Raw genomic sequence first — 12,088 nt, 5'->3', positions numbered from 1 at the left:
GAAAGATGCTGCTCGCGAACCTCTTGGTCGTGGCGGAGCCGCAACTCGCCGAAGTCCGCCGGGTCTTGGCGGACCTGCTGGGCCTGCCCGAAGCGGCCGTCGACGTGGTGCACCAGGACGAGGACCAGGAGGGCCGTGACTGGGCGGCTCCGGTGCTCTGCACGTACTGTCCGCTGCCACCGGGCGACCTGGCGCTCTCCCTCGACATCACTGTCACCCGGTCCGCCGCCGGAGACCTCACGGAAGCGGACCTCGCCCTCGGCATCGCGGCCAGGGTGGGGAGTTCGGTACTCCGCCCCGCGGAGTCCTTCCCGCCGAGCGCCTATTGGGCCGTGACTCCCGACGGCCGCTCGGTCAGGTGCAGCATCGAGCCGATCGAGACGGGCTACGGCGCGGACGCCGTGCTCTACCCGTTCCGGGTGTACGCGGTGACAGAACCGGTCCCGGACCTGCCGTCCACCCCACCCCCTACTCCGTCTCCACCGTCACCCGAACCCCCGCCCTCAGCCCCCACTCCGCCATGACCCCCGCCTCCGCCTCCAGCACATGCCGGGACCGGACGCGCGGCAGGCCCAGCCGTCCCGGCTTCATCGTGTGGACGGCGACGACCTCCAACTTCCGGTTCAGGTACGCCACATCGATCGGGAAGCGCATTCGGAACGTGTGCACACTGCTCGCCGGCGAGAGCAGCATCACCCCGTCGATCCCGTCCCGGCCGAGCAGCCCCTTCGTCCGCGCCCGGTAGGAGGTCGCGAACTCCAGCGGAACGGCGACCGCGCCCGCGGCCCCCCGCACGATCAGCTTCCCCCGCCCGTCACTCCAACGTCGTCCCATACCAGATCACCTTCCCGCGCCACTCCGGATCCATCCGGTGCCGACCGACCGTATCCACCCCGGACTGGGCCCCACATGGGCCCACGGACCCATGCCCAGCCCGCCGCCGCCCGGATATCGTCCCCGCGTGCGCCTGATTCCGATCGTCGTGGGTGCCCTGTGGGGCGCGTGGTCGGGCCTCCTGCTGCCCCGCGCCGCCCACCGCCTCTCCGTGGACGCCGAGGACCCCTGGAACGGACAGTGCCCCGACGGCCACCCGATCGAGGGCCCTTTCGACGGCTGGCTGGGCCGCGCCCGCTGCAACGGAACCGGCGGCTCACACCGGTGCGGTTCCTACGGCCCCAGCACCCCCGTCGTATCCGCCGCGACCGCCCTCGTCTGCGCGACCCTCGCCGCGGCCACCGGCCCCCACCCCGAACTCGTCGTCTGGCTGCTCGCCGCCCCCGTCACCGTGCTCCTCGCGCTCGTCGACTACCGGGTGCACCGCCTCCCCGACGTCCTCACCCTCCCCCTCGCCGCCGCCACCCTCGCCCTCCTCGGTGTCGCGGCCCTGCTGCCCGCCGACGCCGGCTCCTGGCCCACCGCCCTGCTCGGCGGACTCGCCCTCGGCGCCGGGTACTTGGTGCTGTATCTCATCAACCCCGCAGGCATGGGCTTCGGCGACGTGAAACTCGCCCTCGCCCTCGGCACGGCCCTCGGCTGGTACGGCTGGCCGGTGCTCGTCACGGGTGCCTTCGCGGGGGTGCTGTACGGCGCGCTGTACGGCCTCGGCATGGTCGTGCTGCGCCGGGCGGGCCGTAAGACGGCGATTCCGCTGGGGCCGTTCATGCTCGGCGGCGCGTTCACGGGTGTGGTGCTGGGAGCGTTCGCGGTGGCGTGAGACGGTGGGGAACCCGGGGACCGGGGGACCGACGACGGACGAGGTGACGTACCCGTGCGGAAGATCTCTTTCATGATGTCCGTGTCCCTCGACGGCTACTTGGAGGGCCCCGACCGGGACATCGGCTGGCATCTGGTCGACGACGAACTCCACCAGCACATGAACGACACCCTCCGGCCCATGGGCGCCTTCGTCGACGGCAGGGTCACCCACGAACTGATGGCCGCCTACTGGCCCACCGCCGACGCCGACCCGGACGCCTCCGCGGTCACCGCCGAGTTCGCCGCCATCTGGCGGGACAAGCCGAAGATCGTGTACTCGCGGACCCTGCCCAGCGGTCCCGCAGAGTGGAACACGACCCTCGTGTCCGAGGTCGTCCCCGAGGACGTGCTCGCCCTCAAGGAACAGCCCGGCGGCGACCTCTGCCTCGGCGGCGCCGACCTCGCCGCCACCTTCTTCCGGCTCGGCCTAGTCGACGAGATCAAGGTGTACATCCACCCGGTCCTCATCGGCCGCGGCAAACGCATGTTCCCCGAGACCGACACCCACACCGCGCTCCAACTCGTCGAGACCCACACCTTCGGCAACGGGGTCGTCCTGCTGCGCTACGAGCGTGCCGCCCCGTAAATCCGTTGTCCGCCGTGCTCTCACCGGATAGGAAGAACCCATGACTGGACTCGGCGCGGTGTTCCGGCCCCAACTGCCCCCCGAACGCCTGCGGGCGGTGGTCGAACTGGCCGACGCCTCCGGGCTCGAAGAGCTCTGGCTGTGGGAGGACTGCTTCCGCGAGGGCGGGATCTCGGCTGCCGCGGCGGCGCTCGCCTGGAGCGAGCGGGTGCGGATCGGGGTAGGACTGCTCCCGGTCCCGCTGCGGAACGTCGCCATCACCGCGATGGAGGCCGCGACGCTGTACCGGCTGTTCCCGGGGCGCCCGGTCCTCGCCGTCGGACACGGCGTACAGGACTGGATGGGCCAGGTCGGCGCACGCGCCGAGTCCCCGGTGACCCTGCTGCGCGAGCATCTCGACGCGCTGCGCGCCCTGTTGCGCGGGGAACGCCTCACGATCCAGGGCCGCTACGTCAAGCTCGACGACGTCGGCCTCGACTGGCCGCCGGCCGGTCCCGTCGAGATCCTCGCCGGCGCCACCGGCCCCCGCACCCTCCGCCTCTCCGGCGCCGCCGCCGACGGTACGGTCCTCACCGCGTCCACCGCACCGGACGGCGTCCGACGGGCCCGCCGACTGATCGACGAGGGACGGGAGTCGGCGGGCCGTACCGAAGCGCACAAGGTCGTCGTCTATCTCCTCACCGCCACCGGACCCGGCGCCGCCGACCGACTCCGTGCCGAACTCGCCGAAGAGGGCCTGGAGTCGGTCCCCGACCTCGGTGTCGCCGGCGACGCGGGCGCCGTCGCGAAGGCCGTCCAGCGCCTCGTCGAGGCCGGCGCCGACACGGTCGTCCTCCAGCCCACCGGCGACGAACCCGACCCGGAGGCCTTCGTACGCTTCGCCGCGGAGGAGGTCAGGGCACTCGTCCCCTGACCCACCCCGCACCGCTTCGGAAATCGGCAGCGCCCACCGACAACGCCCTGCGACCATCGGCTCATGGGCAACAGCAGGAGTTTTGAGGATCTCGTCGCGGAAGGGGCCGCCGTCCCCACCGAGGGCTGGGACTTCTCCTGGTTCGAGGGACGGGCCACCGAGGCACGCCCTTCGTGGGGGTACGCGCGCTCCGCCGGGGACCGCCTCATTTGGGTGAACACCGTCCTGGACGTCCAGACCGGGGGAGGGGAGGTCCTCGACTTCGCGCTGAGCCGGGCCGCCGCGCAGCCCCCGATGATGGTCGCCGCCACCGAGGGCTGGCCGCCGAACGTTGCCAAGGCCACCGAGCTGCTCCGCTCGCGCGGAGTCGTGGTGGTCGCGGTGGCCGGGGACGCCCCGCTGCCCTTCGCGGACGCCGCCTTCGATCTCGTCCTGAGCCGCCACCCGGTCCGCGCCGACTGGCCGGAGATCGCCCGCGTGCTGCGCCCCGGCGGCACCTACTTCGCCCAACACGTGGGCCCCCGCAGCGCGTTCGAACTCGTCGAGCACTTCCTCGGCCCCCAGCCGGAGGGCGCGAGCGGTGCCCGTGACCCCGAGCGCGAGCGGGCCGAGGCCGAGGCCGCGGGGCTGGAGACCGTCGGCCTGCGGGCCGAGCGGCTGCGCATGGAGTTCAACGACGTCGGGGCCGTCGTGCACTTCCTGCGCAAGGTGATCTGGATGGTCCCGGACTTCACGGTCGAGGCCTACGAGCCCCAACTCCGTTCCCTGCACGAGCAGATCGAGGCCACGGGTCCGTTCGTGGCCCACAGCACCCGGCACCTCTTCGACGTGCGCAAGCCGCTCAGGTGACCCGTGCCTGACCCGTGCCCGACTCAGGCATGCGGTCCGGAGGCCACCTCCCCGATCACCAACTCCGCCCGGGCCTCCAGCACTTCACCCACCCGTTCCGCCCGCTCGCCCAACTCCCGCTCCTGCCGCGCCGTCAGCCGTCCCAGCGGCTCCACGGTGACGGTCGTACGCCGTCCTCGTCTGCGCTGGTGCCAGATCCCGGCCACCACCCCGTCGACCAGCAGCACGGGGTAGTTGCCGGCCTGCCCGCCCGCCAGTGCCCGGCGGTACGCGGCACCCGGGAACAGCGTCTCGCGGGGCTGGGCGGCGATGACGTAGGCGTCGAAGTAGGGGAGGAGGCGCACGCCCCGGACCGGTTCCCCGGGGAATGCCGTGTCGCCCGCCGTCACCCATGCGCGCGTGCCCTCGAAGTCGACCTCCTCGATTCCGCCCTCGGCGGCACAGGTCTCGAAGAACGTTGTCGCCCAACCTCCGGGCGCCGCGAGCCATTTGGCGAAATCCGGTGGGGTCGCCGGGCCGTAGGAGCGGAGATATCGGTGTACGAGTGTGCGCAGGGCCTCGGTCGTGGGGAGCGGGGTGAAGCGGGGCGGGCGGGTGTAGGTGACTTTGCGGCCGCGGTTCGGGCCGAAGCACAGGGGCGCCGGACTGACCGGCCCGGTGCAGGACCTGGCGCCAGCGCGGCCACAGGTCCTGGAAGGCCGGCATCACCCGGTCCCCGGCCCACGGGCCGGTGCGGGCGACGACCGCCGCGTCGAGTTCGTCGATGGTCAGAGTCTGTCCGTCCAGGGCGTCGGCGACGGCCTCGACCACCTCGGTGGCCTGTGCGTCGGTGAGCCGGATGTCGGGGGCGAACCGGCCCGTGCCCGGGATCGCGGTCAACGCGGCGCTCCACAGCGGGAGTTCGCGGGTGGGCAGCAGATGGACGGTCCCGCGCGGGCCGTGGGTCTTCAGGAGGGAGGCGGGTGAGCCGTCGGCCTGCCACAACGCCGCTCGCACGTCCGTCCGGGTCCGCCCGGCCGCCCGTACCCCCACCGACACCTCCGCCGCGGACAGCACCTGCGCGTGCGCGGCGAGCATCGACGCCACCACGTCGGCGACCGGTGTGCCGGTCCCGGCCGGGGTGTCCAGGAACTGCCGTTCGAGACGGCGGGCGCTTGCCCGCTCCCAAGTGATCTTCACGGTCATGCCCCGACGCTAGGGCCGAACTAGGTCACCGGACGTCCTCCGCACCTCCACGCGGTTTCCACATCGTTATCGAGATCGACTCGCTTCCCGGCCATCTCCTCACGTAAGTTCGGACCAAGGTAATTCGCGTGAGCAAAGCTGCGCGGTCGGCACCGCGCGGTGGAGGGGGCTGCGCGGTGCCATGCCCCGTCAAGCGGACGTTCACTGGCGGTGTCACCCCTGAGAGCGACGCGCCGGGGGTGGCGGAAAACCTGCACGTTCTCCTCGTAATCCACTGTGAACCAGCCATGATCAGGGCTGGAATCAGGACTTCCGGGCCCCTCGTCGTGTTGTCGGCCGACTTCGGAGAGTAGTTGTGGCACGCCGATGCACGCAGCATCACTTACGAAGGGTTATGGTGGAAACCCCCCCTCGGGCCGGTCCGTATCCCCCCCACGGACCGGCCCGATTTTTTGTGCCCCGCGGTGACGACCCCCGCGCCCCGCACCGGCCGACGCCGAGACCGACCTTCGTGCCGAACCGGGATGAGCCCAGACACCCCTTGGGGGAACCGGGCTCCAGCGGGGGTAGGCTTCGACGCCGGGGACTGCCATCCACGGAGGGGCTGACAACACGTGAACGTGCGCGACACCCTGCGCCGCCTGCTGGTCAGGTTCTACGCACGCAGGGTGGGAGGCCATCTCGACCACGCGTCGGTGCCCAAGCACATCGGCGTCATCATGGACGGCAACCGGCGCTGGGCGAAGGCCGCGGGCTCCACCACCGTCCAGGGCCACCAGGCCGGCGGCGACAAGATCGAGGAGTTCCTCGGCTGGTGCAGTGAGACGGACGTCGAGGTCGTCACCCTCTGGCTCCTGTCGACGGACAACTTCGACCGCCCCGCCGAGGAACTCGGCCCGCTGCTCGGCATCATCGAGAACGTCGTCAGTTCCCTTGCCGCGGACGGCCGTTGGCGCGTCCACCACGTCGGCACCCTCGACCTGCTGCCGTCCGGGATGCAGTCCGTCCTCAAGGAGGCGGAGGAGTCCACCGCGCACATCGACGGGATACTCGTCAATGTCGCCATCGGCTACGGCGGCCGGCAGGAGATCGCCGACGCGGTCCGCTCGATGATCCTGGACGCCGCCGACAAGGGCACCTCCATGGAGGAGCTCGCGGACCACGTGGACGTCGACCTCATCGGCAAGCACCTCTACACGGGCGCACAGCCCGACCCCGATCTGGTGATCCGTACCAGCGGAGAGCAGCGGCTGTCCGGATTCATGCTCTGGCAGACGGCCCACTCCGAGTACTACTTCTGTGAAGTCTTCTGGCCTGCCTTCCGCAAGGTCGACTTCCTGCGCGCGATGCGCGACTACGCCGCGCGACACCGACGTTACGGCGGATGACGGTCAAGTCGCTCTGACTACCCCGTTTGGTGCACAAGTAACAAGGAGTTCACCAGGGCGTCGTCATATGCCGTGGCATGGCGGCGCATGTTCGAGGGCATAAGCCAAGCAGGTCGACGCCCGAACCACGGGTGTCGTATCTCAGCGGACGGCACGGGGCCGTCCGCCCGGGAGGCCCTTTGCACCAGTTCGACCGTGCGGTCAGTACGGGCGAGACGGAGGGCCGGTCTCCGGCCCGCGCATCGCGGCCTGGACCGGTCCAGCTCCTCTCCGTCGCTCCCCGACCTCTTCCGAGGGGGTACGTCCTTCCGTGGTGACCAGCACAAAGCGCCGTATGCCTGACCGGCGCACCTATGTTCTCGACACCAGCGTTCTGCTGGCCGACCCGAACGCACTGAACCGCTTCGACGAGCACGAAGTCGTGCTGCCGATCGTCGTGGTCACAGAGCTGGAGGCCAAGCGGCACCATCCCGAACTCGGCTACTTCGCCCGGCAGGCCCTGCGCCTGCTCGACGAGTTCCGGGTCCGGCACGGTCGCCTCGACGCCCCCATCCCGATCGGGGAACTCGGCGGCACCGTCAGGGTCGAGCTCAACCACTCGGACCCCAGCGTGCTGCCCAGTGGGTACCGCCTGGGGGACAACGACTCCCGCATCCTCGCGGTCGCCCGCAACCTGCAGGCCGAGGGGTACGACGTCACCGTCGTGTCGAAGGACCTTCCGCTCAGGATCAAGGCCTCGTCCGTCGGGCTCCTCGCCGAGGAGTACCGCGCGGAACTGGCCATCACGGGCTCCTCCGGCTGGACCGGAATGTCCGAACTGACCCTGCCGGGCGAACAGGTGGACATCCTCTTCGAGGAGGGCCATGTCTACGTCCCGGAAGCGGCAGACCTTCCCGTGCACACCGGGCTGACCATCCAGTCCGAGCGCGGCAAGGCGCTGGGCCGGGTCACCGCCGACGGCAACGTCCGGCTGGTGCGCGGCGACCGGGAGGCCTTCGGTATCAAGGGCCGCAGCGCGGAGCAGCGCATCGCGCTGGATCTGCTGCTCGACCCGGACATCGGGATCCTGTCCATGGGAGGCCGGGCCGGCACCGGCAAGTCCGCGCTCGCGCTCTGCGCGGGCCTGGAGGCGGTCCTGGAGCGCCGCCAGCACAAGAAGGTCATGGTCTTCCGGCCGCTGTACGCGGTGGGCGGACAGGAACTGGGCTATCTGCCCGGCTCCGAGGCCGACAAGATGGGCCCCTGGGCCCAGGCGGTCTTCGACACGCTGTCCGCGGTCACCAGCCGCGAGGTCATCGAGGAGGTCACCGCCCGCGGAATGCTGGAGGTCCTGCCGCTCACCCACATCCGCGGCCGTTCACTGCACGACGCGTTCGTGATCGTGGATGAGGCGCAGTCCCTGGAGCGGAACGTCCTGCTGACCGTCCTGTCCCGGATCGGCGCCAATTCACGGGTGGTTCTCACCCATGACGTGGCCCAGCGGGACAACCTGAGGGTCGGCCGCTACGACGGGGTCGTCGCCGTGGTGGAGAAGCTGAAGGGCCACCCGCTCTTCGCGCATGTGACGCTCACCAGGTCCGAGAGGTCCCAGATCGCGGCGCTTGTGACCGAAATGCTGGAGGACGGCCAAATCTGAGGTAGTTACAGGCCAGTTGGCGCCGTCCCGCGAAGCCGAAGAGCTTAGCGGGGCGGCGCTTTGGCGTCCCGCTGTTTCTCCAAATCCCCTGGGGCAAACGGGATGTGAGCTTTCACACGCAACTCAGAATTGCCACTCGGCGTCCGGTTACGGCAGAGTCTCATTCCTGTCAGGCCCCGCATACGACACACGTGTACCCCCAGCGGTACGCACCAACTTGAGCATCACCACCAACTCCACAGCGAAGTCGTATGCCGCCCGCTTCTTCACGCGGCGCTCCCCGAGCGGGAGTTGCCCACCGGGCCCGTGCCTCCCGTGACCCCGTAGTTGGGAGGCCAGCGTTCAGGGGCACGATTGCGTCCGCCAGGGTCACCGAAGCGGACGATGCTGGAAGGAAACCGTGTGAGCCGGATTTCGGTCCGGGGATTCGCAGTGGCTTCGGCCACCGCGGTCACCGCCGTCGGAAGCGTCGTGGGCGTTGCCTCTGGCAGCGTCGCTCAGGCGCAGAACAATGACGCCGAGACGACGGCAGCCGACACCACGCTCCTGGCGGACATCCCCACGGGCCAGCAGGCCCAGGTGCAGACCGCCTCCTTGACGCAGCAGGCCGACGCCCAGGCGATCCAGGCCGACGCGAGCGCCAAGAAGGACGCCGAGGAGTCGGCCCGCCTGGCCGCCGCGAAGACCGCGGTCGCCAAGAAGGCCGCCGCCGAAAAGGCGGAGAAGGCTGCGAAGGAGCGTGCCGAGGCGAAGTCCGCGGCGAGCCGTTCCTCCTCCAGCTTCCCCGTGCAGAGCTCGTACACGGTCGCGCAGATCCAGGCCATGGCAGCCCAGATGGTGCCGAGCGGCCAGTTCCAGTGCTTCAGCAACATCGTGTCGCACGAGTCCGGCTGGAACTACCACGCCGTCAACGCCTCCTCCGGCGCCTACGGTCTCTTCCAGGCACTGCCCGCAGGCAAGTACGCCTCCGCCGGTTCCGACTGGCAGACCAACCCCGCCACCCAGATCAAGTGGGGCCTCAACTACATGGACAGCCGCTACGGCAGCCCGTGCGAGGCCTGGTCGTTCTGGCAGGCGAACAGCTGGTACTAGGTCGTACGCCCGTTCCGGGCCGCTCAACCTCAGAAGGCCCCTCCCCGTCCTAGGGGGAGGGGCCTTCGCCCTGTACGGTCGGACACGCAGTGGCTCCTGGGGGGAGTGGTGGGGACGGACGGGGGAAGAGGGCGGATCATGTCGCGAGTGCCAGGGTGGCTCGGTCGGCTCGGCAACGGGCTGAGCGAGATGGGGGAGCGCTTGGACGAGCGCCGTGCCGAGGTGGAGAAGGAACACACCGAGGCCGAGCCGGAGCCGCCCGCCGACGACACCCGACCCCCGGAACCCGTACCCGTCGTCATCGCCCGGGACCGGCCCGACCCCGCGCTCGCCGTGCCCTGGGGGGTGCGAGTGGCCGCCGAGGCGGGCTGGCGGCTGCTGATCCTGGCCGGCACGGTCTGGGTGCTGATGCGAGTCATCAGCGCCGTCCAACTGGTGGTCCTGGCCTTCGTCGCCGCACTGTTGATCACGGCCCTGCTGCAGCCCACCGTCGCCCGCCTGATCCGCTACGGCTTCCCGCGCGGGGTGGCCACGGCGCTCACCGCGATCCTCGGCTTCGTCGTGATGGGGCTGATCGGCTGGTTCGTGACCTGGCAGGTCATGGCCAACATCGACAACCTCTCCGACCAGGTCCAGAACGGCGTCGACGATCTGCGCAACTGGCTGCTCAAGGGCCCGTTCCACGTCACCGAGAAGCAGATCAACCAGATCGCGAAGAACCTCCGCGAGGCCATCGGCGCCAACACCGACCAGATCACCTCGGCCGGCCTGGAGGGCGTCCAGGTCATCGTCGAGGCCCTGACCGGCATCCTCCTGACGGTCTTCTCGACCCTCTTCCTCCTCTACGACGGCCCGCGCATCTGGCAGTGGACACTGAAACTGGTGCCCGCGGCGGCCCGGCCGGCGATGGCGGGCGCGGGCCCGCGCGCCTGGCGCACACTGACGGCCTACGTCCGCGGCACGGTGATAGTCGCCCTCATCGACGCCACCTGCATCGGCATCGGCATCTACTTCCTCGGCGTACCGATGGCCGTGCCGCTCGCCGTCTTCATCTTCCTGTTCTCGTTCATCCCGCTGGTGGGCGCGGTGGCCTCCGGCGCGCTGGCGGTCGTCGTCGCGCTGGTCACCCAGGGCGTCGTCACGGCCCTGTTCACCCTCGGCGTCGTCCTCGCCGTCCAGCAGATCGAGGGCCACATCCTCCAGCCCTTCATCCTGGGCCGCGCGGTGCGGGTCCACCCCCTCGCGGTGGTCCTGTCGGTCGCGGCGGGCGGCATGATCGCCGGGATCGGCGGAGCGGTGGTGGCAGTCCCCCTGGTGGCAGTCACCAACACGGTGGTGAGCTACCTGAAGGCGTACGCCCAGGGCACGGAACCGCCCCCACGGCTCTCCCCGAAGCCGAGGGGGGCTACGGCGGTCTCATCGACGCCGGCGGACACCTCACCCCCGGACCAGGCCCCGTAAACGCAATTTCCCACCCACCACCCGTTCGCCGTCAGTCGAGAGGTGCCAGTACCGCCTCCGCCTCCAACGTCACCCCCACCGCCTCGACCACCGCCGCGATCTTGAACGCCTCCTGGATCACGTCCCGTTCGACCCCCGCCTTGCGCAGCACCTGCTCGTGCGAGTCGAGACACATCCCGCACCCGTTGATCGCGGACACGGCGAACGACCACAACTCGAAGTCGACCTTGTCGACCCCGGGGTTGCCGATGACGTTCATCCGCAGCCCCGCCCGCAGGGTGCCGTACTCATGGTCGGACAACAGGTGCCGCGTCCGGTAGAAGACGTTGTTCATCGCCATGACAGCGGCGGCGGCCTTGGCGGCGGTGTACGCCTCCGGCGACAGGTGAGCCTTCGCCTCCGGCGCCAACTCCCGCAGCACGAGCGGCGATCGGGACGCGATCGCCGTCGCAAGGACCGTCCCCCACAGCTGCTGTGCCGGCAGGTCGGAGTTGCCGACGACCGAACCGAGGTTGAGCTTCAGGTCCTTGGCGTAGTCCGGTATGGCGGACTTCAGGGCGTCCAGCGACATGTCGGCTCACTTCCCGGCGAGCAGCGCGCCCGCGTCCAGCGTGGCCTCGCCCTTGGTCCAGTTGCACGGGCAGAGCTCGTCCGTCTGGAGCGCGTCGAGGACCCGCAGGACCTCCTTGGGGTTACGGCCGACCGAGCCCGCGGTCACCATGGCGAACTGGATCTCGTTGTTCTGGTCCACGATGAACACCGCGCGCTTGGCGAAGCCGTCCTCGCCCTCGATGCCGAGGTCCCGCATCAGCTCGTGCCGGGAGTCGGCCAGCATCGGGAACGGCAGGTCGCGCAGGTCGTCGTGGTCCTTGCGCCAGGCGTGGTGGACGTACTCGGAGTCGCCGGAGAAGCCGAGCACCTGGGCGTCACGGTCGGCGAACTCGTCGTTCAGCCTGCCGAAGGCGGCGATCTCGGTGGGGCACACGAAGGTGAAGTCCTTGGGCCACGCGAAGACGATCTTCCACTTGCCCTCGTAGGTCTTGTGGTCGATCCGCTGGAACTCCTTGCCGTTCTCCAGCGAGACACAGGCGGTCAGATCGAACGACGGGAACTTGTCACCGACAGTGAGCACTGGCTCTCCTTGCAGCGGAAAACACCCAAGCGGAATGGGTGCTTCTCATGGGTTGGTCGGCCCAGATCCTGGCACAACGTGCATTGATTGT

The 12,088-nt window shown here is 70.0% G+C and carries 12 protein-coding genes and 1 pseudogene; 9 read left to right on the top strand and 4 right to left on the bottom strand.

What is annotated here, in order from left to right; translation table 11 throughout:
* The first annotated feature begins 5 nt into the window (after positions 1-5).
* Positions 6-524 (top strand): hypothetical protein, encoded by a 519-nt coding sequence (locus OC490_RS01640; RefSeq protein ID WP_262055918.1) that lies wholly within the window; start codon positions 6-8, stop codon positions 522-524.
* Here OC490_RS01640 and OC490_RS01635 read toward each other — a convergent pair.
* Positions 469-834, bottom strand: coding sequence for a DUF192 domain-containing protein (locus OC490_RS01635; RefSeq protein WP_262055917.1), 366 nt, complete (start codon positions 832-834; stop codon positions 469-471). The genes OC490_RS01640 and OC490_RS01635 overlap by 56 nt on opposite strands.
* A 91-nt stretch (positions 835-925) precedes the next feature.
* Here OC490_RS01635 and OC490_RS01630 point away from each other — a divergent pair, with 91 nt between their 5' ends.
* From OC490_RS01630 to OC490_RS01615, 4 genes are all read left to right on the top strand, one after another.
* Positions 926-1,714 carry a prepilin peptidase gene (locus tag OC490_RS01630; RefSeq protein ID WP_410098469.1) on the top strand — a complete coding sequence of 263 codons (789 nt, stop codon included), beginning with the start codon at positions 926-928 and terminating at the stop codon, positions 1,712-1,714.
* Between the two features lie 54 nt (positions 1,715-1,768).
* Complete coding sequence (locus tag OC490_RS01625; protein WP_262055915.1) at positions 1,769-2,341, top strand: dihydrofolate reductase family protein; 573 nt, start codon at positions 1,769-1,771, stop codon at positions 2,339-2,341.
* Positions 2,342-2,381: 40 nt separating this feature from the next.
* Positions 2,382-3,254 carry an LLM class flavin-dependent oxidoreductase gene (locus tag OC490_RS01620; protein ID WP_262055914.1) on the top strand — a complete coding sequence of 291 codons (873 nt, stop codon included), beginning with the start codon at positions 2,382-2,384 and terminating at the stop codon, positions 3,252-3,254.
* Positions 3,255-3,317: 63 nt separating this feature from the next.
* Positions 3,318-4,103 (top strand): class I SAM-dependent methyltransferase, encoded by a 786-nt coding sequence (locus tag OC490_RS01615; RefSeq protein ID WP_262055913.1) that lies wholly within the window; start codon positions 3,318-3,320, stop codon positions 4,101-4,103.
* 23 nt (positions 4,104-4,126) lie between these two features.
* On the opposite strand, the pseudogene OC490_RS01610 reads toward OC490_RS01615, so the two are convergent.
* Positions 4,127-5,288: pseudogene (locus tag OC490_RS01610) on the bottom strand (winged helix DNA-binding domain-containing protein).
* 614 nt (positions 5,289-5,902) lie between these two features.
* Here OC490_RS01610 and OC490_RS01605 point away from each other — a divergent pair.
* The 4 genes from OC490_RS01605 (at position 5,903) to OC490_RS01590 (ending at position 10,865) form a co-directional block, all read left to right on the top strand.
* Positions 5,903-6,676: an isoprenyl transferase gene (locus OC490_RS01605; RefSeq protein ID WP_262055912.1), complete on the top strand. Its 774-nt coding sequence runs from the start codon at positions 5,903-5,905 to the stop codon at positions 6,674-6,676.
* Between the two features lie 310 nt (positions 6,677-6,986).
* Complete coding sequence (locus OC490_RS01600) at positions 6,987-8,312, top strand: PhoH family protein (protein ID WP_262055911.1); 1,326 nt, start codon at positions 6,987-6,989, stop codon at positions 8,310-8,312.
* Between the two features lie 402 nt (positions 8,313-8,714).
* Positions 8,715-9,404 carry a transglycosylase SLT domain-containing protein gene (locus tag OC490_RS01595; RefSeq protein WP_262055910.1) on the top strand — a complete coding sequence of 230 codons (690 nt, stop codon included), beginning with the start codon at positions 8,715-8,717 and terminating at the stop codon, positions 9,402-9,404.
* Positions 9,405-9,542: 138 nt separating this feature from the next.
* On the top strand, positions 9,543-10,865 hold the full coding sequence (locus tag OC490_RS01590) for an AI-2E family transporter (protein ID WP_262055909.1): 1,323 nt from the start codon (positions 9,543-9,545) through the stop codon (positions 10,863-10,865).
* Between the two features lie 31 nt (positions 10,866-10,896).
* Here OC490_RS01590 and OC490_RS01585 read toward each other — a convergent pair whose 3' ends face one another.
* Positions 10,897-11,436: an alkyl hydroperoxide reductase gene (locus tag OC490_RS01585; protein ID WP_262055908.1), complete on the bottom strand. Its 540-nt coding sequence runs from the start codon at positions 11,434-11,436 to the stop codon at positions 10,897-10,899.
* A gap of 6 nt (positions 11,437-11,442) precedes the next feature.
* Positions 11,443-11,997, bottom strand: a complete 555-nt coding sequence (locus tag OC490_RS01580) for a peroxiredoxin (RefSeq protein WP_262055907.1) — start codon at positions 11,995-11,997, stop codon at positions 11,443-11,445.
* Positions 11,998-12,088: the final 91 nt, after the last annotated feature.

The organism is Streptomyces sp. STR69 (genome assembly GCF_024519455.1).
Taxonomy (GTDB): domain Bacteria; phylum Actinomycetota; class Actinomycetes; order Streptomycetales; family Streptomycetaceae; genus Streptomyces.
Note: the sequence above shows the minus strand (reverse complement) of the source record. Positions and strands in the feature narration are given on the sequence as shown.